At 72.0% G+C, this 23646-nt stretch carries 25 protein-coding genes; 11 read left to right on the forward strand and 14 right to left on the reverse strand.

Annotated elements, in window-relative coordinates:
• Positions 1-56: 56 nt before the first annotated feature.
• Positions 57-530, reverse strand: coding sequence for a nucleoside 2-deoxyribosyltransferase (locus Q7L65_RS22925; protein WP_304724868.1), 474 nt, complete (start codon positions 528-530; stop codon positions 57-59).
• An 86-nt stretch (positions 531-616) separates the two neighbouring features.
• Positions 617-1474 (reverse strand): siderophore-interacting protein, encoded by an 858-nt coding sequence (locus tag Q7L65_RS22930; RefSeq protein ID WP_304724870.1) that lies wholly within the window; start codon positions 1472-1474, stop codon positions 617-619.
• Positions 1475-1730: 256 nt separating this feature from the next.
• Here Q7L65_RS22930 and Q7L65_RS22935 point away from each other — a divergent pair, with 256 nt between their 5' ends.
• Entirely contained in the window at positions 1731-1934 is a 204-nt protein-coding gene (locus tag Q7L65_RS22935) for a cold-shock protein (RefSeq protein ID WP_012936464.1), read from the forward strand.
• A gap of 89 nt (positions 1935-2023) precedes the next feature.
• Positions 2024-2665 (forward strand): AAA family ATPase, encoded by a 642-nt coding sequence (locus Q7L65_RS22940; protein WP_304724872.1) that lies wholly within the window; start codon positions 2024-2026, stop codon positions 2663-2665.
• Positions 2666-2724: 59 nt separating this feature from the next.
• Here the strand turns inward: Q7L65_RS22940 and Q7L65_RS22945 are convergent, their stop codons facing one another.
• From Q7L65_RS22945 to Q7L65_RS22965, 5 genes are all read right to left on the reverse strand, one after another.
• Positions 2725-3531, reverse strand: a complete 807-nt coding sequence (locus Q7L65_RS22945) for a hypothetical protein (protein ID WP_304724873.1) — start codon at positions 3529-3531, stop codon at positions 2725-2727.
• A gap of 64 nt (positions 3532-3595) precedes the next feature.
• Positions 3596-4465 carry a hypothetical protein gene (locus tag Q7L65_RS22950; RefSeq protein WP_304724874.1) on the reverse strand — a complete coding sequence of 290 codons (870 nt, stop codon included), beginning with the start codon at positions 4463-4465 and terminating at the stop codon, positions 3596-3598.
• Positions 4452-5531, reverse strand: coding sequence for a 3-deoxy-7-phosphoheptulonate synthase (locus Q7L65_RS22955; protein ID WP_304724875.1), 1080 nt, complete (start codon positions 5529-5531; stop codon positions 4452-4454). The genes Q7L65_RS22950 and Q7L65_RS22955 overlap by 14 nt, the downstream gene beginning before the upstream one ends.
• Positions 5532-5627: 96 nt before the next feature.
• On the reverse strand, positions 5628-6593 hold the full coding sequence (locus tag Q7L65_RS22960; protein WP_304724876.1) for a fatty acid desaturase: 966 nt from the start codon (positions 6591-6593) through the stop codon (positions 5628-5630).
• Between the two features lie 91 nt (positions 6594-6684).
• Positions 6685-8874 carry an MMPL family transporter gene (locus Q7L65_RS22965; protein WP_304724877.1) on the reverse strand — a complete coding sequence of 730 codons (2190 nt, stop codon included), beginning with the start codon at positions 8872-8874 and terminating at the stop codon, positions 6685-6687.
• A 141-nt stretch (positions 8875-9015) separates the two neighbouring features.
• Between Q7L65_RS22965 and Q7L65_RS22970 the strand changes: the two genes are divergently transcribed.
• From Q7L65_RS22970 to Q7L65_RS22980, 3 genes are all read left to right on the forward strand, one after another.
• Complete coding sequence (locus tag Q7L65_RS22970) at positions 9016-9765, forward strand: TetR/AcrR family transcriptional regulator (protein ID WP_304724878.1); 750 nt, start codon at positions 9016-9018, stop codon at positions 9763-9765.
• 175 nt (positions 9766-9940) lie between these two features.
• Positions 9941-10270 (forward strand): MTH1187 family thiamine-binding protein, encoded by a 330-nt coding sequence (locus Q7L65_RS22975; protein WP_304724879.1) that lies wholly within the window; start codon positions 9941-9943, stop codon positions 10268-10270.
• 95 nt (positions 10271-10365) lie between these two features.
• A complete protein-coding gene (locus Q7L65_RS22980; protein WP_304724880.1) occupies positions 10366-11079 on the forward strand; it encodes a M23 family metallopeptidase in 714 nt (237 codons plus the stop codon).
• 76 nt (positions 11080-11155) lie between these two features.
• Here Q7L65_RS22980 and Q7L65_RS22985 read toward each other — a convergent pair whose 3' ends face one another.
• From Q7L65_RS22985 to Q7L65_RS22995, 3 genes are read right to left on the reverse strand one after another with little or no spacing between them, the layout of a single operon-like run.
• Positions 11156-12883 (reverse strand): Na+/H+ antiporter, encoded by a 1728-nt coding sequence (locus tag Q7L65_RS22985; RefSeq protein ID WP_304724881.1) that lies wholly within the window; start codon positions 12881-12883, stop codon positions 11156-11158.
• A gap of 24 nt (positions 12884-12907) precedes the next feature.
• Entirely contained in the window at positions 12908-13555 is a 648-nt protein-coding gene (locus tag Q7L65_RS22990) for a sulfotransferase family protein (RefSeq protein WP_304724882.1), read from the reverse strand.
• Positions 13556-13569: 14 nt separating this feature from the next.
• A complete protein-coding gene (locus Q7L65_RS22995) occupies positions 13570-14667 on the reverse strand; it encodes a 3-oxoacyl-[acyl-carrier-protein] synthase III C-terminal domain-containing protein (protein WP_304724883.1) in 1098 nt (365 codons plus the stop codon).
• A gap of 247 nt (positions 14668-14914) precedes the next feature.
• On the opposite strand from Q7L65_RS22995, the gene Q7L65_RS23000 reads away from it, so the two are divergent.
• A complete protein-coding gene (locus tag Q7L65_RS23000; RefSeq protein ID WP_304725049.1) occupies positions 14915-15544 on the forward strand; it encodes a response regulator transcription factor in 630 nt (209 codons plus the stop codon).
• Positions 15545-15583: 39 nt separating this feature from the next.
• Here the strand turns inward: Q7L65_RS23000 and Q7L65_RS23005 are convergent, their stop codons facing one another.
• Positions 15584-16966, reverse strand: a complete 1383-nt coding sequence (locus Q7L65_RS23005; RefSeq protein ID WP_304724884.1) for a PAS domain S-box protein — start codon at positions 16964-16966, stop codon at positions 15584-15586.
• Positions 16967-17028: 62 nt separating this feature from the next.
• On the opposite strand from Q7L65_RS23005, the gene Q7L65_RS23010 reads away from it, so the two are divergent.
• The 4 genes from Q7L65_RS23010 to Q7L65_RS23025 all read left to right on the forward strand — a co-directional run bounded on the left by Q7L65_RS23010 (position 17029) and on the right by Q7L65_RS23025 (position 19008).
• On the forward strand, positions 17029-18060 hold the full coding sequence (locus Q7L65_RS23010) for an aldo/keto reductase (protein WP_304724885.1): 1032 nt from the start codon (positions 17029-17031) through the stop codon (positions 18058-18060).
• A 112-nt stretch (positions 18061-18172) separates the two neighbouring features.
• Positions 18173-18421: a hypothetical protein gene (locus Q7L65_RS23015; RefSeq protein WP_304724886.1), complete on the forward strand. Its 249-nt coding sequence runs from the start codon at positions 18173-18175 to the stop codon at positions 18419-18421.
• A gap of 80 nt (positions 18422-18501) precedes the next feature.
• Positions 18502-18738: a type II toxin-antitoxin system PemK/MazF family toxin gene (locus Q7L65_RS23020; protein ID WP_370552625.1), complete on the forward strand. Its 237-nt coding sequence runs from the start codon at positions 18502-18504 to the stop codon at positions 18736-18738.
• A 36-nt stretch (positions 18739-18774) separates the two neighbouring features.
• Positions 18775-19008, forward strand: coding sequence for a hypothetical protein (locus Q7L65_RS23025; protein ID WP_304724888.1), 234 nt, complete (start codon positions 18775-18777; stop codon positions 19006-19008).
• Between the two features lie 8 nt (positions 19009-19016).
• Here the strand turns inward: Q7L65_RS23025 and Q7L65_RS23030 are convergent, their stop codons facing one another.
• The 3 genes from Q7L65_RS23030 to zwf form a co-directional block, all read right to left on the reverse strand.
• Positions 19017-20195, reverse strand: coding sequence for a CapA family protein (locus tag Q7L65_RS23030; RefSeq protein ID WP_304724889.1), 1179 nt, complete (start codon positions 20193-20195; stop codon positions 19017-19019).
• A gap of 102 nt (positions 20196-20297) precedes the next feature.
• Positions 20298-21179: a DeoR/GlpR family DNA-binding transcription regulator gene (locus Q7L65_RS23035; RefSeq protein WP_370552626.1), complete on the reverse strand. Its 882-nt coding sequence runs from the start codon at positions 21177-21179 to the stop codon at positions 20298-20300.
• 164 nt (positions 21180-21343) lie between these two features.
• Positions 21344-22777 carry a glucose-6-phosphate dehydrogenase gene (gene zwf, locus Q7L65_RS23040; protein WP_304724890.1) on the reverse strand — a complete coding sequence of 478 codons (1434 nt, stop codon included), beginning with the start codon at positions 22775-22777 and terminating at the stop codon, positions 21344-21346.
• A 179-nt stretch (positions 22778-22956) separates the two neighbouring features.
• Between zwf and Q7L65_RS23045 the strand changes: the two genes are divergently transcribed.
• Positions 22957-23646, forward strand: coding sequence for a hypothetical protein (locus Q7L65_RS23045; protein ID WP_304724891.1), 690 nt, complete (start codon positions 22957-22959; stop codon positions 23644-23646).

The raw sequence follows: 23646 nt of genomic DNA on the forward strand, positions 1-23646 counted from the left end.
GGCTGCAGCGCTCTCGCCGTGCCGGCCGCGCCGAGCGTGAAGGCGCCGGCGGCCTCTCAAAGGCCGTCGGCGACGGCCGCTCGCAGCGCCTCGACGAGCGCGTCGAGCGACTCGACGACGCGGCCGCCCGAGGCCTCGATCGTCGCCTCGACCTGCAGGTTCACCGCCATCTGCTCCTCGCCCGTGCGGCGCAGGTCGCTGCGCAGGCCGAAGCAGCGGGCGCCGGTCGCGGCGGCGTAGCCGATCTCGGTCGCGGTGCCGGAGTCGACCTCCTGCCCGTCGAGCCAGGCCGCCAGCAACGGCGCGCTGCGGATCAGCTCGAGGTTTCTGCGCCCGGTCGCCAGCCACAGCAGCCGCAGCGTTCCCTGCTCGCGAGCGCGCTCGACCTCGCTCGGCGCGACCTGCGCCCATGGATCGACCGGCTCGACGACCCGCGCCAGCGCCGGCAGGTAGTGCTCGCGGTAGTAGACCGCCCCGGCCTCGTTGAAGCCGAGCGGGCTGGCGACGTAGCAGCGCGGACGATCGGCCACGCCGCGCAGCCTACGCGCGCGGCCGGCGTCCGCTCGGGCGCGCGCGCCGGCGCGGCTGCTCAGCCTGCGCGCAGCGGTCGTTCCGCTCAGCCCGCAGTCACCTCGTCCGCCTCCACCTGCCGCTTCCAGTCGGCCTTCTCCGCGCGCCAGTCCTCGTCGCTGCGCGTCAGCTTCCAGTAGCCGGAGGCCGACAGCGCGTCGCGCGGGATGCCGCGCTCGACGACGAGCTGCTTGCGCACCAGCCGCACCGACTCCGCCTCGCCGTGCACGAACGCGTGCACGCGGCCGGACGGCAGCTCCAGCTCGCGCAGCGCGTTCGCCAGCAGCGCCGCGTCGTGGGTCGGATCGTGCAGCCAATGGAGGTGCAGCTCGCCGTCGCTCTCCAGCGGCTGCTCCTCCTCGGGGCCGTCGACCTGCAGCAGCACGTGCACGGGGACGCCGGCCGGGATCCGCGCCAGCGACGCGGAGATCGCCGGGATCACGCTCGCGTCGCCGACGAACAGGTGCCAGTCGGCCTGCGGATCGGGCGCGTAGGCGCCGCCGGGGCCGAGCAGCTGCAGCGCGTCGCCGACCTGGGCGGCGGCGGCCCACGGGCCGGCGAGGCCCTCGTCGCCGTGGACGACGAAGTCGAGCGTCAGGCGCGTGTTCTCGGCGTCCCACGCGCGCACGGTGTACGTGCGCGTGCGCGGCCACTGCTCGCGCGGGAGCGTCGCCTTCAGCTGCTCCTGGTCGAACGGCGCGCTGTACGGCGCGCCCGCGGGCGGCAGCAGCAGCTTCACGTAGTGGTCGGTGAAGGCGCCGACCGGAAAGCCCGCGAGCTGCTCGCCGCCGACGACGATGCGGATCATGTTCGGTGTCAGCTGCTCGACCGACTCGACGCGCGTCAGCAGCGCTCTGCGGGCCGGCCTGGCCGGGATCTGGGGCGTGGCGGGACTGTCGGCCATCGGTTCCTCTTGGTCGTCGCTGCGGGGCAAGGCGGGACTTCTTAGGGTGCCCTTACGTGATACCACGCGCCAGCCCTTCGGCCGAGATGTGATTTTCTTGACCGACCAGCTTGCACTCTTCGCCCCGCCTGCTACTGTCACGCCATTCGAGCTGGGTCACACGGACCCGGCAAAGCAGTGTCAGCGCTCGTAGTCGTTGCATCCAAGCACCTCCGCGTTCGCAGCACACGAAACCCCCCGTGGAGGACACGGAACAATGGCAACAGGAACCGTGAAGTGGTTCAGCGACGACAAGGGCTTCGGCTTCATCACGCCGGACGACCAGTCGAAGGATCTCTTCGTGCATCACACCGGCATCATCAGCGACGGCTACCGTTCGCTGCCTGAGGGCGCCAAGGTCTCGTACGACTCGGAGCCCGGTCCCAAGGGTCCCAAGGCGGTCAACGTCCAGCAGATCTGAGGCTTCGGCCGCGGACAAGTCTTGCCATCGAGGCCCGCTTTCGAGCGGGCCTCGGTCGTTCTCGGCCGAACTTACGGCATCATGGACGCATGACAACGCCTCCGTCCACGCGCAGCGTCAAGTTCTCCGACGACGAACGGGGCGGCTGGTCGTCCGATCGTCCGCGCCGCGAGGGCGCGCCGAACCGACCGGCGGACGTCTCTGTGCGCTGCCAGGTGCTCGGCCCGACCGACCGCATGCGTTACACGCCCGGCAGCCTCGTGATGATCGTCTCGCCGGACCACGCCGAGCGCGATCGCTTCGCGAGACGGACGCTGCTGGAGGACCAGGCGGCGGTGCTGTCGCTCGACAAGGTCCGCACGCTGCTGCGCGGCCGCGTGCCGGAGGGCCAGGAGGAGGAGCGCGCCTCGCAGCTGATCGACGCCGCGGCGGCGAAGCGCTTCGCCGCTGGCGAGTCGGTCGTGATCGCGGCCGACAGCCTCACCTTCGAGGAGCGCGACCACTGGGTGCGGCTCGCGCACGCCAACCGCCGCCCGCGTCACCTCGTCCTGATCGAGGTCGGCCGCGATCGCGTCGCCGACGAGGACAGGCCGGCCCTGAACGACCTGCGCCGCAAGCTCGACGCCGGCGAGCTCGGCGACGAGGGCTTCCACACCGCGCTGCGCCTCAGCGGCCCGACGATCGGCGAGCTGAAGCGCATCGTCTTCCGCCCGCCGCCGCGGGACGAGTAGGGCTCACGCCGGCAGCATCGGGCGCGCGGCCGCGCTCGGCGCGCCGGCCGAGCCGGCGCTCAGGCAGCCGCCGCCACCCGCAGCGCCGCGGCATGCGCGGCGAGGGCGCTGCGACCGCGCGAGGTGAGGCTCAGCTGTTGGACGCGGCGCGGCCAGCCCTCGGACGCGGTCGTCGCGAATCCCGCGCTCTCCAGGCGCAGGATCCGCGCGCTCAGCGCGGCGTCCTCCCAATGCGTCGCGTCGCGCACGAAGCTGCGGTTGACGTTGCGCGCGGGCGCCAGCAGCGCGGCGAGCGCGAGCTGGTCGGGCGCGGCGAAGAGCGGCTCCAGCGCCGGCTCCGGATCGGGCCCGAAGGCGTCGGCGAAGCTGACGTCGGGCAGCACGCGGCGGACCTCGTCGTGGCGCTCGCGCCGGTCGAGCACGATCCGGCCGAGCGGCAGCACCGTCAGCGCGACGACCGCGCCGGTGACCGTGTTGGGATACGCGATCCCGCGCTGCTGCAGCTGTCTGAGCAGCCGCTTCGGGAGCAGCGCGCTCGCGATCAGCGTGATCGATGCCGCGACGGTCAGGCCGCGGCGGGCGGCGGGCGCGGTCGGCGACGGCGCGTCCAGTTCCACGCGCGGCGCCTCGCGGTTGCTGCGCAGCAATCTGACGACCGTCTCGCTGACGGCAGCGGCGGTGCGGATCGTGCGGGAGCGAGGCCCGTCGTCGAGGTCTCTCGACGCGTGGAACGCGAACACCGACGCCATGTCGAGCAGCAGCGGCCACAGCGGCGGCCGCTTCTCGTACTCCGCCACGACCATGCGGTGGTAGCGCGAGAGGGCAGCGAGCATGCGAGCGGCGTCGGCGGGCGGCAACGGCGTCATGCGCGCCAGTATGACCGCGCCGAAGCGTTCGCGCGACGCGGCGTCCGCGGACGTACGAGCGATGTCATCCCACCTCGTGGCGCCCGCGCAAGCGCGCGGCGATGGCGAGTGTCGGCGCGTCGAGCGGGATCTCGCTGACGGGGCCGCGGGCGGACAGCTCGTCGCGCAGGGCGCGCGCGACGTCGTCGACGGTCACGCCCGGCGTGAGGTCCTCGACGGCGCCGACGGTCGCGGGGTCGAGCGGGAGCGCGAGCTGGGCGTGGACCGCTTCGAGCACCGCGCGGGCGCGCGCGCCGCCGGTCACCAGCAGCAGCCCCTCGGTCCAGGTCGCGTCGCGCTTGACCCGCTGCGACAGCCCCGACAGCTTGATCCCGCCGGCGTGCAGGCTCCAGTCGCCGGGGCAGTACTCGTCCGGCAGCTGCCCGCGCTGCGCGACGACGCCGACGCGCGCGAGCGCGCCCAGCACCAGCGCCGCGAGCCACTCGAAGCGCTCGCCGGTGGTCGACAGCGGGTCCGCGGGCTGCGCGATCCCGAACGAGATCGCGCCATCGTGGATCGCCGCCGCGCGCCCGCCGCCGACGCGCAGCGTGGGGGCGAAGCCGTGCTCGCGCGCGGTCGCGACCGCAGCGGGAAAGCCCGGCAGGATCCGGTCGAGGCGGCCGAACGAGAACGTCGGCGCCGGGCGCCCGATGCGGAACAGCGGCACCGCGCTCAGCCCCGCTGTCTCCAGCAGCGCCGACCCGAGCGCCACGTCGAGCACCGGATCGCGCGCGAGCGAGGCGGTCAGGAGGCGGGTCGGCTGCGCTGGCGCGCCGGCCGCGGGCGATGCCGCGCCGACGTCGGCGCGTGCCGCACCGGCCGCGCGCGAAGCTCCGCGTCCGCTCTCGGCCACGCGCGCCAGCGGCTCGGCCGCGATCTCGTCAGGCGCTGCCACGCCGGGCTCGCACCGCGGCGGCGAGCCCGTCGAGGACGTCGACCGTCGTGTCCCAGTCGATGCACTTGTCCGTGATCGACTGTCCGTACGTGAGGCCCTCGCGGCCGTTGAGCACCTTCTGGCTGCCGGCGACGAGGAACGACTCGAGCATCACGCCCACGATCGCGGCGTTGCCGCCCGCGACCTGCTCGCCGATCGCCGCGGCGACGAGCGGCTGGCGCTCGTGGTCCTTGTTGCTGTTGTCGTGCGAGGCGTCGACGATGACCCGCTCGCGCAGGCCCGCCGCGTTCATCCGCGCGAGCGCGTCGCCGACGCCGTCGGCCTCGTAGTTCGTGATGCCGCGGCCGCCGCGCAGGATGATGTGGCCGTCCGGGTTGCCGCGCGTCGTGAAGACGGCGGGCGTGCCCGACTCGGCGACGCCGGCGAAGGTGTGCGGCGCAGCCGCCGCGCGGACGGCGTCGACCGCGATCCCGATGTCGCCGGTCGTGCCGTTCTTGAAGCCGACCGGCATCGACAGCCCGGAGGCGAGCTGGCGGTGCGTCTGGCTCTCGGTCGTGCGCGCGCCGATCGCGCCCCACGAGACGGTGTCGGCGATGTACTGCGGGATGATCGGGTCGAGGAACTCGCAGCCGACCGGCAGGCCGAGCTCCAGCACCTCGAGCAGCAGTCTGCGCGCCAGACGCAGGCCGGTGTTGACGTCGTTGGAGCCGTCCAGGTGGGGATCGTTGATGAGCCCCTTCCAGCCGGTCGTCGTGCGCGGCTTCTCGAAGTAGACGCGCATCGCGATCAGCAGGTCGGACCTGTGCTGCGCCGCGGCGGCCGCGAGCAGTCTCGCGTACTCCAGCCCCGCGTCGGCGTCGTGGACGCTGCACGGTCCGACGACGACGAGCAGGCGGTCGTCGTCGCCGTTGAGGACGCGCGTGGTGTCGTTGCGCCCGGCGAGCACGACCTCGGCCTGGCGGTCGTTCAGCGGCAGCTGATGCAGCATCAGCGCCGGCGTCACGAGCGGGATGATCTGCGCGATGCGCTGGTCGCGCAGCTCTTCGAGGTGTCGGGTCAGGCTCACGTGAGCGAGGATACCGGGAGTGCCGCCGGCGGCCGGGGGAGAACCTGCGGAGGCGGCTGGTGGCGGCTCGGCGCCGCGCCGGCGCCCGGCCGCCGCTCAGGCGCTGACGGCCCGCTTCGCCGCCAGCTTCGCCGGATCGACGCGCACGACGTCCCACGCCAGCCCGAGCTTCTCCAGCAGCGTGATGACGCTGGCGGAGATGTCGAACTGGCCGCGCTCGACGCCGTGGCGCGCGGACGTGGGGAAGGCGTGGTGGGCGTTGTGCCACGCCTCGCCAAGCGTGAACGGCGCCAACCAGGCGACGTTGCGCGACTCGTCGCCGGTCTCGAACGGGCGCCGGCCGAAGAAGTGGCAGAGCGAGTTGATCGAGTACGTCGCGTGGTGCAGCAGCAGCGTCCGTACCAGGCCGCCCCACAGCATCCCCGTCACGCCGGCCTGCCACGAGAAGCCGCCGAGCAGGAAGCCGAGCGCGCCGGCGATCAGGAACCCGCCGATCGCCCAGAATATGAACGTGCGGTCGACCCACGCGACGACCGGATCTCTCATCAGGTCCGGCGCGTAGCGCGTCTTGTTGCCGCGATGCGTGTGCACGAACAGCCAGCCGACGTGCGCGTGCGCGAGGCCGCTGAGCGCGCCCTTGAGGCCGTGACCGTGCTCGACGTGCGGGCTGTGCGGATCGCCGAACTGGTCGGAGAAGGCGTGGTGCTTGCGGTGGTCGGCGACCCACGAGATGACCGGCCCCTCGATCGCCATCGAGCCGAGTGCGGCGAACACCCCGCGCAGCGCCGGCGTCGTCTTGAACGCGCGGTGCGTGAAGAGGCGGTGGAAGCCGACCGTGATCCCGAGCCCCGTGAAGAGGTACATGATCGCGAGCACGACGAGGTCGTTCCAGCCGAGCGCGACGGCCCACAGCTGCCAGCCGACGAGGCCCAGCGCGAGCACCGGCACGATCGTCACCAGCCCGGTGACGAAGCGGTCGAGCCGTTCGTTCTCGACGGGCTGGACATCGGCTGCGGTGGGGCCGGCCGGCGGGGCCGTCCCAGTTCGATCGGCACGATCCATGACGGTCCTCCTCGCGGTGATAGATGGGCGCCTGTGCCCCCATCGTACCGCCGCGAGGCGCGGCTCACGCCGCTTTCTTAGGGACCCCTTACTACGCGACCGGCTCCTTCTTCTCCAGCGAGTGCTCGATCGCCTCCTGGCGCTCGGCGTCGGTCTGCGTGTCGACCTCGTGGCCGTCGAGCGAGATGTTCGGGATCACCTTGTCCATCCAGGCCGGCATCCACCACGCTCTGTCACCGAGCAGCAGCACGACGGCGGGCGCGATCACGAGCCGCACGATCAGCACGTCTATGAGGATCGCGAGGCCGAGGCCGACGCCGAACATCTTCGCGACGACGTCGGGCTGCGAGACGAACGCGAGGAAGACGGACGCCATGATCAGGCCGGCGAACAGGATCACCTTGCCGATCCGCGAGACGCCGTGGATGACGGACTCACGCGGGCGGTCGCCCTCGTGGTAGGCCTCGCGCACGCGGGAGAGCAGGAAGACGTTGTAGTCCATGCTCAACCCGAACAGGATCGCGAACAGCATCACCGGCACGAACGAGACGATCGGCACGTCGGAGTCGGCGCCGATCAGGCTCGCGCCCCAGCCTCTCTGGAAGACGAGCGTGATGATGCCGTAAGCCGCGCCGATCGACAGCAGGTTGAAGACCGCCGAGGCGAGCGGCACCCAGATCGAGCGGAAGGCCGCGATCAGCAGCAGCACCGACAGGCCGATCACGACCGCGATGAACAGCGGCAGGCGCGCGGAGACCTTCGCCGAGAAGTCCTTGAAGCCGGCCGTCTGGCCGCCGACGTAGACCTTCAGCGGGGTGCCGGCGATCGCCGCGGGGATGACGCTGTCGCGCAGGTGGTCGACCAGTTCGTCGGTCGCCTCGTCCTGCGGCGAGGTCGACGGGATCACGGAGATCGTCGCCATCTCGCCGTCTCTGGACGGGGCGGCGGGCGACACGAAGACGATGCCTCTCGTGTCTCTGACGGCGCTTTCGAGTCTCGTCAGGTCGGCTCTGACGTCCTGGCCGGTGGGCGTGTCGACGGCGAGCAGGAACGGGCCGTTGGTGCCCGGGCCGAACGCGGCGCTGAGCTGGTCGTAGGCGATCCGCTGCGTCTTCGACGTCGGCTGGTTGCCGTCGTCGGGCTGGCCGAGGCGCATGCCGGTGACCGGCAGCGCGAGCAGGATCAGGATCAGGCCGCCGACCGCGATCGAGACCCACGGGCGCGCCGTGATCGTCGTCGCCCAGCGCTCGAACGCTCTCGACGGCAGCACGTGCTCCGGCTTCTTCGGCTTCAGCCATCTCTTCAGCGCGCCGATCATGATCGGCAGGATCGTCAGCGACGAGACCACGACGGCGGCGACGCCGATCGCGGAGCCGATGCCGAGCTTGCCGATCAGCGGGATGCCGATCACGAGCAGGCCGGCGATCGCGACCATCACGATCAGGCCGGCTGCGACGACGGAGGCGCCGGACGTGGCGGCCGCCTTCGCGGAGGCGTCGGCTGGCGAGTCCCCGGCCGCGACTTGTTCTCGGTAACGGCCGATGATCAACAGCGAGTAGTCGATGCCGGCGCCGAGGCCGAGCATCACCGCGATCGTCGTCGCGAACTCGGGCAGGCCGAGCGGCTTGGCGAGGATCGCGAGCAGTATCTGGCCGAACGCCACGCCGAGCAGCGCGCCGATCAGCGTCGCCGCCATCGCCGCACCAGAGCGGAACAGGATCGTCAGCAGGATGATCGCGATCGCGACGCCGACCAGTTCGCCGACGGGCGCGTCCTGCTCGGACGCGAGGTCGACGATCTGCCCGCGCATCTCGACGTCGACGCCGGCTCTCTCCGGCGCGGTTCTCGCAGCGGTTTCGAGCTTCTCGCCATCTTCCTTCTCGAGGTCGTTGACCTCGACGTCGTAGCGCACGTCGGTGAGGGCGACGCGGCCGTCTCTGGAGACCTGGGCGAACGGATCGCCGACCTGCACGACGCCCGGCAGTCTTCTGATGTCGCCGAGCGCGGTCTCGATCGCGGCTCTGTTGCCCGGCTCGGACAGCGTGCCGCTCGGGACGCTGAAGACGACCTGCGCGTCAGCACCGGCAAGCGCGGGCGCGTGCGCACGGAAGAGGTCGATCGCCTGCTGCGACTCGGTCCCGGGGATCTCGAAGTCGTCGGCGGCTCTGCCACCCTGGCCGGCGAGGGCCCCGAGCACGACGATCACGGCGATCGCGACGGCAAGGCTGCGCTTCCAGTGGGTTGTCAGTACACGCGCTATGCGTGCGAGGAGGGACGACATCCGGACTCCTGAGAGGTTTCGGGGGCGAAGGGCGCAGGAGCGCCGGTGCAAGGTATCACAGAGCATGTAGAATTGCAGTCAATGCAACTTTTCATCGCTCGAAGAAGTGCAAACGTTGCTGATCGCGGTTAGGCTCATGGCATGAGCGAGCGGGAGAGCGATCGCGACGGCGCGTTGGCGCCCGTCGAAGCGCTGCCGGTGGCGGGCTGCGCCGCCGGGCGCCCGGGCCTGCGCGAGCGCAAGAAGCTGCGCACGTACGAGACGATCGCCCAGGTCGCGCTCGACCTGTTCGAGCGCCAGGGCTTCCGCGCGACGACGATCGCCCAGATCGCCGACGCCGCCGACGTCTCCCCGCGCACCGTCTCCGCCTACTTCCCGGCGAAGGAGGACCTGCTCTTCCCGCACTCGGCCGAGATGTTCGAGGCGCTGGGGGAGCGGCTCAGCGACCGCCCCGCAGGGCAGCTGGCGACCGACGCCCTGCGCGCCTGGATCGCCGAGCTGTTCGACGATCACGCGACCAAGACGGAGCACGACCGCGAGCGCGTGCGGCGCCGCGTGATCGAGGCCGACGACGCGCTGCTCGCGTACGAGCGCCAGCAGCTCGGCAAGGGCGAGCGGCTGTTCGCCGAGGCGATCGCGCGCGACCTCGGCACCGGGCCCGACGACGTCGCGGCGCAGCTGGCCGCCGCCGCCGCGGTCGGCGCGCTCGCCGCGATCGGGCGCGTGCACGACGAGCAGGAGCGCGAGTTCAGCGATCCGGTCGCGCATCGCGAGGCGGCGCTGGCGCTGGTCGACCAGGCGATCGTCTTCCTCAGCGGCGGCGTGCGCGAGCTGCGCGCCCAGCGCGGCGATCCGCCGCTGCGGCCGGCGCATGCCGCGGCCGAGGGCTAGAGCCGAGCCCGCCGCGCGCGTGACGACGCGGCGCCCCGAGATCAAGGTCCTGATGACGGTCGCTCGCGTACCCTTCGGTAGATGAGCGCGACAGACCCGATCCCGCTCGACGACGCGCGCGTGCGGATGCTGATGGACGTCGCGCTCGCGCCCGTGGCGCACGAGGCCGGCTGAGATGGCGACCGCCGACCTCACGATCCTCGCGCTCGGCCGCGCCGGCGCCAGCGCGAGCGAATACGTCGCCGAGGTGCAGCGGCGACTCGCCGCGCAGGACCGCGTCGTCTACCAGATGCACGCGATGGGCACGTCGCTGCAGGGCTCGACGGCGGACATCCTCGCGGTCGTCGGCGAGTTGCACGCGATCCCGTTCGAGCTGGGCATCCCGCGCGTCTACACCGTCCTGAAGCTCGACGAGCGGCGCGACAAGCCCGAGCAGACGCTCGACGACAAGATCCGCTCGGTCGAGCAGCGCCTCGCCGCGGACTTCGACGGGCCGAGCGACTGACGCATCGTCGGGGCGCGCGCCGCAGCGCCGCGCACGCGCGCCCAGCGATCCAGCCCGCCCGCGGCGTCTCGCGACTGCGGTAGCCTGGCGCGCCGGTGCCGGGCCCTCACAGCCACCGCTCTCGCGGCCGTCGTTTCGCGGCCGTCCTCGCACTCTCCGGCGTGATCGGCGCGGTGGTGCTCGTGCTGCTCGCGACGACCCGCGATCAGCGGCCGCAGCTCGCTCGCGCCGCGCACACGACGATCGCCGACAGCGGCGCGACGGGCCCGCGCGCCGCCGCGTCCTCCGCCGCCGCGGCCCGCGTCGCCTCAACCACCTCCCGCCGCACCATCCGCGCCGAGACCAATCGCCGCGCCGCCCTGCGGCTGGCGCGCGAGCAGCGGGCGCGCACCGACGAGCACGTCTTTCCGATCCGCGGCAGACACGACCGCGGGCGCTACGAGACGAACGACTTCGGCGGCGGGCGCGGGCACCAGGGGCAGGACATGTTCGCCGGCTGCGGGACGCCGCTCGTGGCCGCGCTCGGCGGCGTCGTCAAGAGAGCCGGGACCGAGGGCGCCGGCGGCAACTACGTCGTGATCGCGGGCAAGGACCGCCACGACTACGTCTACATGCACCTCGCCGAGCCGCCGCCGGTCAGAAGGGGCCAGAGGGTCGACAGCGGCCAGCGGATCGGCCACGTCGGCGACTCCGGCAACGCCGACGGCTGCCACCTGCACTTCGAGGTCTGGACCGCGCCCGGCTGGTACACCGGCGGCGAGCCGATCGACACGGCGAAGCTGCTGGCGGCGTGGGACGCGGCGACGTAGCGCGGAGCCGCGGCCGCATGGGACGCAGGGGCTCAGCGCTCGGCGTCGCGGCCGCAGAAGGCGCGTTGCGTCGGGCTCACGCCCGCGGCGTCGGACCCGGGTCGTGCTCGATCCGCGCGTCCTCCTCGGACTCCGCCTCCGAGGGCTGCGCCAGATCCAGCGGCCCGCGGCCGTCGAGGTCCAGGCGCGCGTCCTCGAGGTCGAGGTCGTGCTGGATCCGGCGCAGGACCTCGTCGTTGATGACGCCGTCGTTGCGCAGCCGGATGATCTCGGCGCGCTCCGCTTCGAGCACCTCGCGGCGCAGTAGCTGGTAGGCCTGGGAGCGGGCCTCGTCGGCGCCGTCGTCGTCGTCGTCGAAGCGCGAGCCGAAGCGGCGGATGCGGAACTCGTAGGAGTTGCGCAGGCGCTGGGCGCTGACGTCGCGGACCCAGTCCTCGCCCTGCAGCTCGTCGATCCGCCCGATCGCTCTTCTGGCCGCCTTGATGCGCGCCTTCGCCTCGAGTCTGTCGAGCCTGCCGTCGTCCTCGACGCCGAGCAGCCTGATCAGCGGCGCCAGCGACAGCCCCTCGACCAGCAGCGTCGCGAGGATCGTGACGTAGACGAGGAAGATGATCAGGTCGCGACCGGGGAAGGGCGCGCCGCCGTCGACCGTCAAGGGGATCGCGAGCGCCGCGGCGAGCGAGACGGCGCCGCGCATGCCGGTCCAGCCGACGAGCGCGACGGCGCCCGGCTTGTAGTCGGGCCCGTCCCACGGCGAGTGCTTCAGCCACAGTCTTGGCACGTATGTCGCAACGGCGACCCACGCGAAGCGGGTCACGACGACAACAGTGAAGACGAGCGCGCTCCACCAGACGAGGTCGGCGACCGCGTACTTGTCGGCGATCCGCTCGACGATCTGCGGCAGCTGCAGGCCGACGAGCACGAACAGCGCCGCGTTCAGCACGAACGTGAGGATCTCCCAGACCGAGAACGACTGGATCCGCACCGCGGGCGTGATCAGCTCCGGCGCGCGCCATCCCAGCCAGATCCCGATCGTGACGGCCGCCAGCACGGCGCTGACGCCGAGCGCCTCCGCCGGCAGGTAGGCGAAGTACGGCGTCATCAGCGAGATCGTGATCTCCGTCGGCGGGTCGTCGACGACCCTGCGCACGCGCGCCACGATCATCCCGACGACGATCCCGATCGCGATCCCCGCGGCCGCGCCGACGACGAAGTCGAGCCCGGAGTCGAGCAGCGAGAAGGTCCCGGTCAGCGTCGCCGCGACGGCCGCTTTGTAGATGATCAGGCCGGAGGAGTCGTTCAGCAGCGACTCGCCCTCGACGATCGTGACGAAGCGCCGCGGCGCGCCGGCGCGGGAGGCGATCGCGGTCGCGGCGACGGGGTCGGTCGGCGACAGCACGGCACCGAGCGTGAACGCCGCGGCCCAGCTGAGGTCGTTGATGAACGCGTGCGCGACGAGGCCCACCGTGAGCGTGGTGGCGATCACGAGCCCGACCGCCAGCAGCCCGATCGGCGCGAGGTTCGCGCGCAGGTCGCGCAGCGAGGAGAAGAACGCGGCGGAGTACAGCAGCGGCGGCAGCAGCACGACCAGCACGAGGTCCGGATCGAGGTCGACGTCCGGCAGTCCCGGCACGAACGCGAGCGCGCCGCCGCCGACGACGAGCAGGATCGGGTACGGGATCCGCGCGTGATACGCGACCACGAGCAGGCAGGTGACACCCGCGAGCACGCCCAGCAGGACGAGGTCCAGCGAGCTGCCTGCGGAGGAGGCGAACGTCAAGGTCTGGGAGGCGACCGCATGCATCGCCCCCCAGTGTGCCCGAGCGGGCTATGCCGCGACGGGCATCCCGAGCATCGTGCGGAAGGCGACGGTGTCGTTGAGGTGCGGGAACGGCTCGTCGGGGATCGCCACGCCGAGGAAGTCGCACAGCGGCGCCCAGCCCTGTCTGACGTCGAAGACGAGCAGGCGGTCGGCCGGTACCTTGCGCTTGACGTCCTCGATGTGTCTGTGGAAGACCTCGAACGCGTAGGCCTTGTCGAGGAAGCGGCCGTTGAACGCGCCGTCCCAGATGATCCCGTTGATGATCTCCAGCACGGCGCCGGCGGGAGCGCTCTCGGTGTTGCCGGCCAGCTCGCCGCGTCCCGCCATCTCCTTCGCCTCGAAGATCGTCGAGAGGCAGCTGCGATACCACGCCTCCGGGTCGCGGACGCTCAGCAGCACGAGCGCGTCCGGGAACGTCTCGGCGTGCTCCTCCCAGTAGGCGCAGGCGGGCCAGTCGATCGTCGAGCCCCAGCCGTCGAGCGCCTCGCGCCAGTCGACCCGCTCGCCCGCCACGGCGGCCTTCCACGGCGCCGCCAGCGACGGCTCGCGCAGCACGTCGATCATGTGCAGGCACGGGCCGGCGCCGAGCTGCTCCAGCGCCGCCTTCTGGGACATCGTCCCGGTCCGGCCGAAGCCGCCTCCGATCACCTTCATCGTCTCTCCTCTCGTCACCATCTCAGCAGCGCAAGCCCGACCGTCACCCCGGGGCCGATCGTCACCATCAGCCCGTGCTGCCCCGGTCGGGGCGCGCGCCGTGCTGTCAATTCATCGAGCACGAAGAAGGCCGACGGCGTGCCGACGTTGCCGTACTCCGCGAGCACCGCGGCGCTCGCCTCGGTGTCGTGCTCGGTCAGCCCGACGCCCGCCTGGATCCCCTCGAGGATTCCGCGCCCGCCGGGATGGACCGGCCAGTGGTCGATCGCGGATCGGGTCAGCCCGTGACGTGCGAGGAAGGCGTCGATCAACTGCGCGAGCTGCGTGCGCGCGTAGATCGGGAGCGCCTTGCTCATCTGCACCTGGCTGTCACCGGCGGTCATGACGGACTTGACGTCGGCGAGCGAGCCGGGGATCTGGTGCACGGCGGTGGCCGCGATCGTGGGGAGGGTCGCGGGCTCAGGTCCGGCGCCTTCGTAGGTCAGCAGCGCCGCCGCGGCGCCGTCGCCGAACAGCGACGAGCCGACCGTCTTGACCTTCTCGTCCACGGCCGGGTCGACGGGGGTGAGGATCCCGGACATGTATTCCGCCGCGACGACGAGCGCCCGCTGTCCGGGGCGGTCGCGCAGCGCCTGGCCGGCGAGCCGCAGCAGCGGCACCGCGCTCGCGCAGCCGACGCCGATCACGTGGTACTTGTCGACGTCGGCGGGGAGGCCGAGTCGGTCGACGAGCCGGTGCGCGAGCGTCGGCGTGCCGAACGACCCGAGGCTCGCGCTGACGACGACGCCGATCTCGGCTGGGTCGAAGTCGAGCTGCGCGATCGCCTCCTCGGCGAGTCCCAGCGACCGCCGCTCGCTCAGCGCGGAGCGTGCCTGCAGCGTCTGGCGCAGCAGCTCGGGCGTCAGGTCGAGGTGGCGCCGCTGGACGCCGCAGCGCGTGAAGATCGCCTGCGCGAACGGGTCGTCGGCGAGCCCGAGCAGCTCCAGCATCTGCCGCTGGTCGAGCGTCTGCGCGGGCGCGGCCGTGGCGAGGCCGGCGAGCTTGGGGAGCGCCGCGCGGGTGTCGTCGAAGCGGCGTGGAGCGTGCGTGGGGGAGAGCGTCTGTTCGAGCATGTTCGGCCCCGAACACTGGTCGCCGCGCGGCCCCGCCACAAGGCGCACGAGACCGCACAGTTGAGCGGGCGCGGGCTACGCAAGCGGCGTTCCGTAGTGACTACGGAACGGGGGCGGATCGGGCTCGCTCTGGGATGATCGACGAACGAACCGATGCCGTGACGAAGCCCGAGCCAGGGAGTTCCCACCCAGGCGTCGGGCTCAGCGAACCTCTGTGGAACTCCCAAGGCAAACGCGTTTGACCGTCGTGCTCGCCGACGACCACGAGATCGTCCGCAGCGGCCTGCGCCTGCTGCTGGAGTCCGACGACGCGATCGCGGTCGTGGCGGAGGCGGGCGAGGTGGGCGCGACGGTGGAGGCGGTCGAGCGGCTGCGCCCCGACGTGCTCGTGCTGGACCTGCACATGCCCGGCGAGCCGAGCCTCGCCGCGATCCCGCGGCTGCGCGCGAGCTGCCCGGAGACCGCGGTCGTGGTGCTGACGGCCCAGCGCGACCCCTCCTACGCGGGCGAGGCGCTGCGACTGGGCGCGACCGGCTACGTCCCGAAGGAGGCGGCCGGCCGCCATCTGCTCGAAGCGATCCGCACGGTCGCGGGCGGCGGCACCTACCTGGAGCCGCAGCTGGGCGCGCGGCTGGCCGCCACGACGGCCGCGGCGGCCGGCGCGGCGCCGGAGCTGTCCACGCGCGAGCTGGAGGTCCTGCGCCTGATCGCTCGCGGACTCACGAACAGAGAGATCGCCGAGCGGTTGTACCTGTCGGTCCGCACCGTCGAATCGCACCGCGCGCGGATCCAGCGCAAGCTCGGCCGCGCGCGCCGGTCCGACCTCGTCGACTACGCCTTGGAGCGCGGGCTGATCGAGGCGTCGGAGCTGGGATGAGCGGTCGTCCGCTGGTCTGTGGGACCAGTGACCGACCGCTCATCCGCCGAGCGGCAGCGCCGCGACGACCTCGGTGCCGTCGCCGGCGGCGGTCGTGATCGTCAGGTCGCCTTCGAGCAGGTCGACGCGCTCGCGGATCGAGCGCAGGCCGTAGCCGCCGGCGTCGCTGGTCGCGTCGAAGCCGGAGCCGTCGTCGCGGACGCGGACGTGCAGGACGCCCGCCGCCGGCGGATCCTCCGAATCCGACGACGGCGACCCCGCCGGTGGCGGCTCGACCTGCGTGATCTCGACCCCGATCCGCGTCGCGCCCGCGTGGCGGGCGGCGTTGGAGAGGCACTCCTGGACGATCCGATAGGCCGTCGTCTCGACCTCCGAGGCGAGGCGCCGCGGCGCGCCGTCGTCGCCGTGCAGCGCGACGGTCGTGTCGACCTCGATCCCGTACGCGGTCTGCATCCGGTCGGCGAGGTCGCGCACCGACGCCTCCAGCCCCAGCTCGTCGAGCGCCGCCGGGCGCAGGTCGTTGATCAACCCGCGCAGGTTGTCCATCGTCCCCTCGATCTGCTCCTGCGCGAGCGCGATGCGTGCCCGCATCAACTCCGGCGTCGGCGCCCGCTCGCCCGAGGAGAGCAGCACGTGCAGCGCGGCGAGGCCCTGCAGCGTCTCGTCGTGCAGCTCCCGCGCCCAGCGCGCCCGCTCGGCCTCGGCGGCCTGCATGCGTGCGCGCGCGGCGCGCTCGCTCGCCTTCTGGATCACGCCGAGCCCCTGCAGCGGAGCCCCGTCCTCGTCGCGGATCAGCGAGACGGTGACGTGCACCCACAGCGTCTCCCCGTTGCGCCGCACGTAGCGCTTGTCGATCCCGAAGCCGGGGATCTCGCCCGCGAACATGCGCGCGACGAGCCGCTCGCCGGAGTCGACGTCGTCGGGGTGGGTGATGTCGCTGAAGGTCCGCTCGCGCAACTCGGCGGCGTCGTAGCCGGTCAGCCGCGCGTAAGCGTCGTTGACCTCGGCCAGGCGCCGGTCCTCCCCGATCAACGCCATCGCGACCGGTCCGTCCTCGAACAGCCGCCGGAACCGCTCGCCGGCCTCGCGCAGCCCGGTCGCTCTGGCGCGCCGCAGCGTCACGTCGCGCAGCGCGACGGCGAGGGCGGGGCCGTCGACGCCCTCGATCCCGTCGATCACGCGCACCGAGATCTCGACCGGGAACTCGCGCCCGTCCGTGCGCTTGAGCGTCAGTCTCGCGTCGGGGTCGAGCACGCCCTGCGGGATCAGCGCGTCGAAGCGCGCGCCGACCAGGTCGCTCGCGCCGCCGCCCGCCAGCTCCGCGGCACGCTCGTCGGCGACGGCGACGAGCCCGTGCCGATCGAGCACGATCGTCGGATCGGGCGCGAGCTGCAGCAGGGCGGCGAGCTGGTCGGCGGTCACGTCGCGGGCAGTCTACGAACCGTTCACGGGAATCGCGCGCGCAGCGTCCTAGGCTGAGAGACATGACCGAATACCGCAGCCTTGGAAGAACCGGCGTCGCAGTGAGCCCCCTGACGCTGGGCACGATGATGTTCGGAGCCTGGGGAAACAGAGACCACGACGATTCGGTGCGGATCATCCACCGCGCGCTCGACGCCGGCATCAACGTGATCGACACGGCCGACGTCTACTCGCAGGGGGAGAGCGAGGAGATCGTCGCCAAGGCACTCGCCGGCGGCCGCCGTGACGGGGTCGTGCTGGCGACGAAGTTCCACGGCGTGATGGGCGACGGGACCGATCCCAACCGCAAGGGCAACAGCCGCCTGTGGGTCAACCGAGCGGTCGAGGATTCGCTGCGGCGGCTCAGAACCGACTGGATCGACCTCTACCAGGTGCACCGCTGGGACCTCGGCACCGATGTCGAGGAGACCGTCGGCGCGCTCGACGACCTCGTCCGCGCCGGCAAGATCCGCTACGCCGGCACGTCGACCTGGCCGGTCCAGCGCGTCGTTGAGGCGCAGTGGCTCGCCAGAGCGGCCGGTCGCACGCGCTTCGTCAGCGAGCAGCCGCCGTACTCGCTGCTGGTGCGCAGAATCGAGGGTGACCTGCTGCCGGCGGCGCTCGACTACGGGATCGGGATCTTGCCGTGGAGCCCGCTCGCCGGCGGCTGGCTCAGCGGCGGCTACCGGCTCGGCAGAGACCTGCCGAACTCCAGCCGCAGAGACCGCATCCCGTCGCGCTTCGACATGAGCATCCCCGCGAATCAGCGCAAGCTCGAAGCCGCCGACGCGCTCGCGAGACTGGCCGAGGAGGCCGGCCTCTCGCTGATCCGGCTCGCGCTCGCATTCGTGATCCGCCACCCCGGAGTCACCTCCGCGATCATCGGCCCGCGCACGATGGAGCAGCTCGAATCCCAGCTCGGCGCCGACGAGGTCGTCCTCGCCGACGACGTGCTCGACCGCATCGACGAGATCGTCCCGCCCGGCCAGACCGTCAGCCCCGGCGACGACGGCTGGGCCAACCCGGGGCTCGAGGCGGGCGCGCGGCGGCGGTAGCGGCGCAGAGCCTGCGCGGCGTCGCGAAAGCTGAGACGCGCCGCGAGAATCCCACGTGTAACAAGCGTTGTGCCACATCTATCTGTGGCACAACGTGTGCTGCGCTCCTTGCATGGCTTCTCGTGTCGTGCGCGCCCGCCTCGATGGTCCCTCGGAGCAGAGCTTGGAGCTGCTGATGCGAGAGGGCATGAACGAGTCGGAGGCCGTGCGCGCGGCGCTGCTGGAGTCCGCCCGCCGCCGCCGGCAGCGCTCCTCGCTGCGCGAGGAGGTCACGCGACTGGCCGCAGACGAGAGAGACCGCGCCGCGCGCGAGCGCGTGATGGCGGACATGGACGCCGTCGGCCTCGACTGGCCGGGGTGACGTGGTCCGCGGCGACGTCTACCGCGTGCGGATCCCCGCGTCCGGCGGTCGCGAAGCGCGGCGCGCGGTATGCGGGGATCGTGCGGGCAGATGAGCTGCTCGCACTCTCGACCGCGATCGTCGCACCGACCTCGCGCAGCGCCGCGCCGGCGACGTTCCGGCCCGAGATCGAACTCGACGGCGAGCGGACACGAGTGATAGTCGAACAGCTGCGGGCGCTCGACGTGCAGCGACTCGACACGCTTGCCGGGCAGCTCCGCGCCGCGGAGCAGCGCGCCGTGGACGAAGCGCTCGAACTGGTGCTCGCACTGCGCTAGCGACTGCGGTACGCGCTGCTGGCACCGCTGTCGGTCGTGGTGTATGCCGGGACGGCGTACTTCGCGGCTGCCGAGGCGGGTGCTCGGCTGGCCGGGCCGGTCGCCGGTGCGACCGTCGCGGCGGTCGACGCGAGCCTCGGTTGGCGGCTGTCGCGCCGGCTCGGCGTCGAGGAGCCTGCGGCCGTCGCCGAGCACGGCGAGAGCGCCGTCGCGGTGAACGTGATCGCGCTCGGCGCGGTGCTCGGCGGGCTTGCCGGCTTGATCGCGTGACCAGCGACTCAGCCGAGGTTCGCCCAGCTCCCCGTCAGCACCGGCTTGACGCCCTGGATCCGGGCGCGTTGGAAGCGGGCCTGTTCGACGCCTGCCTTCGACAGGTTCAGGTGCAGGATGCCGGTGCGGACGGTCTCGTCGCGGAAGGAGGTGAAGACGAAGTTGCCGAGGCTGTAGGCGACCAGTCGACGGCCGTCGTCGAGTGTGCGGATCGGCTGCAGGACGTGGGGGTGGCCGCCGATCACCGCGGTCGCGCCGGACTGCAGCGCGGCCGCCGCGAGGGTGGACTCCTGGGCGTTCTCGACCGGGTCCAGCTCGATGCCCCAGTGGAAGGTCGCGATCACGACGTCGGCGACTCTGCGGGCGGCGGCGACCGAGGCGCGCACGTTCGGGATCGAGGCGAACGTGTTGCCGGGGGTCGTCCCCGTCGCCCAGAACTCGGGCGGGAGGATGTTCGAGAAGCCGACGAAGGCGATCTTCAGGCCGAGCCGCTCGACCACTCTCGGCTGCATCGCCTGCGCGAGGTTCGCGCCAGCGCCGACCGGCTCCATCCCGAACCGTCTGACCCAGCCGAGCGTGTCCAGCAGCGCCGTCGTGCCGTAGTCGCCGACGTGGTTGTTGGCGAGGTTGACGACGTCGAAGCCGGCGTAGTCGCGCATCGTCTTCAGCGCCGCCGGGCTGCCGCGGAAGCGGAACTGCTTCTCGACCGGCGCGCCGCGCGTGGAGATCGCGCATTCGAGGTTGCCGAACGCGATGTCGGCCGATCTCAGCGCCAGCGCGACGCTCGTCCAGGGGTACTGCGTTCCGTACGACGCCATCGCGCTCGCGGTCGCGTCGCCGAGGTTGACGTCGCCGACCGCGGCGAGCGTCACGTCGCGCGTTCTGACGACGACCTCTCTCGACCTGCGGCCGTCTCTCGCCGTCACCCGCAGCCGGTAGCCCCTGCGCGGCGTCTGCGGCTCGACGAGGCGGTCGAACACGCCTCTCGCGTCGGCGCGGATCGCCGTCAGCGGTCGCCAGCTGCCGTCGAGCTTCACCTCCACCTGCACGCGGCCGCGCGCTGCGGCGCCGCGGCCGCTCAGCTCGAAGCCGACGCCGGTCGCGACCAGCGGCGGCGCTCTCAGCACGAGCGCGGGCAGCGGGGCCGGATCGACGGCCGGCGGGGGCGGTGGGGGAGTGACGGCCATCCGCGAAGCCTCTCACGCCCGGCGGCGCGGAGCGCGCCAGAGCGGGCAGGGGCGGGCGCGGCTGGCGCGGGCGCGGCTGGCGCCGACGCGCCCGCGCCGCGCTCAGCTGCCGACCGGCGTCTCCGCGTCGATGCTCGTCACCGTCACGCCCGTCGCCCTGAGCGCTTCCAGCTCCGGTCCGGCGAGACCTTCAGTCAGCACCGTCGTCAGCTCGCGCACGTGGGCGATCGCGTTCTGGCCGCGGACGCTCAGCTTCGAGCCGTCGACCAGCAGCACGGTCTCCTGCGATTGAGCGATCATCGTGCGCTTCAGCTCCGCCTCGAGCTCGTCGGCGTCGGTCATCACGCCGCCCGGCGTGAGGCCCTTGACCGACATGAACATGCGGTCGGCGAAGTGGCCGCGGATCGTGTCGACCGCGTAGGGACCGACGAACGAGCCCGTCAGCCGGCGCAGCGTGCCGCCGACGGCGACGAGGTGGATCGGCGGGCTCTCGACGCCCGCGATCAGGTCCATGATCGGCAGGCTGTTGGTGATGATCGTGACCGCCAGGCCGGCGTCGACGATCCTCTGCGCGAGGAAGTACGCGGTCGAGGACGAGTCGAGCACGATCGTCTCCTCCGCCTCCACCATCGCGACGGCGAAGTCCGCCAGCCTTCCCTTCGCGTCGGCGGCGAGGTTGACGCGCTTGGCGAACGAATCCTCCTTCGCCGACATCGACGGCAGCACCGCGCCGCCGTGCGTGCGGCGCGCGACCCCTTGCTTCTCCAGCGCCATCAGGTCGCGTCGCGCCGTCATCGGCGACACGCCGAAACGCGACTCGACCTCCGTGACGCTCACCGCCCCCGCGCCGCGCAGCAGCTCCGCGATCGCAAAGCGACGCGCTTCGGCGAGCAGCGGACGACCGGATGAGCCTTCAGCAGCGATGATGCACCTTCCTCCGAGTCGGCGAACACGTTCGAACGGATCCGACCGCCCCCACGCTATCAAGCATGGTGGACCCGGTGCGACGGCCGACGCCGCAGAACGTCAGGTGCGGCGGCCGATCGGCGCGCTTCAGCGCTGCCGCGAGCGGTTGGCGGAGCTTGTTCGATTCATCGCGAAGGCGTGTCCGCTCGCGCAAATCACGAGTGGACCATGGTCGTTCGGCGTCAGCCGACCGACCCGCGCCACTTGCGCTCGAACGGCAGCCGCCAGCGGTGCGGCGCGATCAGTCTGTTCTGCGACTCGGGCCCCCACGAGCCGGGCGCGTAGGGCTGCAGCGGCGGCGGGCTCTCCAGCAGCGGCGTCGAGACCTCCCACAGCCGCTCGATGCCGTCGGCGGTCGTGAAGAGCGTGTGGTCGCCCATCATCGCGTCGTGGATCAGGCGCTCGTACGCCTCCAGCACGTCGTGGCCGTAGGTCGTCTCGTCGAGCGAGAACTGCATGCTCGCCTTCTCCAGCCGCATACCCGGTCCGGGCCGCTTGCCGTAGAAGGAGAGCGACACGCGCGACGCCTCGTCGAGGTCGAACGTGAGGTGGTCCGGCCCGAACGAGCCGACGCCGGAGCCGCGCGGGAACATCCCCTGCGGCGGCTCGTGGTAGGCGATCGAGATCACGCGGGCGCCCTCGGCCATCCGCTTGCCGGTGCGCAGGAAGAACGGCACGCCGGCCCAGCGCCAGTTGTCGATCTCGGCCCGCAGCGCGACGAACGTCTCGGTCTCGGAGTCGGCCGCGACGCCCGGCTCGTCGCGGTAGCCGTCGTACTGGCCGCGCACGACGTCGGACGGGATCAGCGGCTTCATCGAGCGGAAGACCTTGTTCTTCTCCTCCGTGATCGCGCGCGGCTCCAGCGCCGTCGGCGGCTCCATCGCGACGAACGCCATCACCTGGAAGAGGTGCGTGACGACCATGTCGCGGTAGGCGCCGGTCGCCTCGTAGAACGAGCCGCGCATCCCGATCGAGAGCGTCTCCGGCACCTCGATCAGCACGTGGTCGATGTGCTGCCGGTTCCAGATCGGCTCGAACAGGCCGTTGGCGAAGCGCAGCGCGAGGATGTTCTGCGCCGCCTCCTTGCCGAGGAAGTGGTCGATGCGGAAGACCTGCTGCTCTCTGAAGACCTCGTGCACGGCGGCGTTCAGCTCGCGTGCGCTCTCCAGGTCGGTGCCGAACGGCTTCTCCATCACGACGCGCGCGTCGCGCGCGAGGCCGGCCTCGCCGAGCTGCTGCACGACCATCTTCGCGGCCTTTGGCGGCACGCTCAGATAGTGCAGGAGGCCTGCTCCGTCCTCCATCTCGCCGCGCGCCTGGTGGACCGCCGCGTGCAGGGCGGATGGTCCGCCGCTGCCCGAGACGTAGCGCAGCCGCCCGGCGAACGCTTCCCACGACTGCTCATACACGTGCGTGCGCGAGAACTCGTCGATCGCGGTGCGCGCGAGTCTGCGGAAGCCGTCGACGTCGAGGTCGTCGAGCGAGGTGCCGACGATGCGGAAGTCGACCGGCATCAGACCGGCTTGGAACAGTCGCAGCAGACCAGGCAGGAGCTTGCGTCTGGCAAGGTCTCCGGTCGCGCCGAAGAGGACGATCACGTGGGGCTTCGGATTCATGCCGCGTCGAAGTGTGCACGGTCTGCCGGCTGTCTGGTTTGTCCATGTGGTGAAGCGCTCTGCCGATCGCCTGTGCCCGCATGCCGGAACGTCCAGCACCGCGACGACCTCCGGGCGATGGCGCGAACGCGGACGCGCCGCAAGCTGCGACCTCGTCACCCCGCGAACCGGAGGTTCCAGTGTCCCGCCCGTTCCCGTCCCCGCGTCTGACAGGCCTCTGCCTGATCGTCGCGTCGGTGCTGCTGCAGATCGGCTATCTCGTCACCCCGTGGGAATCCGAGGCCACGACGCTCGGGTACCACACGGCGCTGCGCGAGCACGAGACGCAGGCGCAGATCGCCGCCGTCTTCCTGCACTTCGGCTGGGTCGTGTGGGCGCCGGCCGCGTTCGGCGTCGTCGCGCTGCTGAGCCCGCGCGGCGGCTGGCTGCTGAAGATCGCCGGCATCCTCGCGATCGTCGGCACCGTCTCGCTGCCCGGCATGCTCGTGACCGACTTCTACGACCTCGCGCTCGCGCAGGAGCTGCCGCCCGGCACGGCGGTCGAGGTGTCCGACAAGGCGTCCGAGTTCCCGCTGTTGGCGGTGTTCCAGATCCCGGCGGTGGTCGGCGCGATCCTCGGCACGACGTTGCTGTTCTTCGCGTTGTGGCGCGCCCGCGTGGTGGCCACGTGGGTCCCGTTCGTCGTGCTCGGCGGGAACGTCGTGACGTTTTCGCTGCCGCTCTCGCTCACCTCCTTCGCGATCGGCGGCGGACTCGTGACGATCGGCGGGATCGTGGCCGGCATCCGGATCCTGGGCGTCGACTCAGGCGACGTTCGGGGGACCGGCGACCGACTTCCGGCAGAGGCTCCGGCGCCGGCCGCGGCCTAG

The organism is Conexibacter sp. CPCC 206217, from assembly GCF_030646165.1.
In the GTDB taxonomy this organism is placed as follows: domain Bacteria; phylum Actinomycetota; class Thermoleophilia; order Solirubrobacterales; family Solirubrobacteraceae; genus Conexibacter.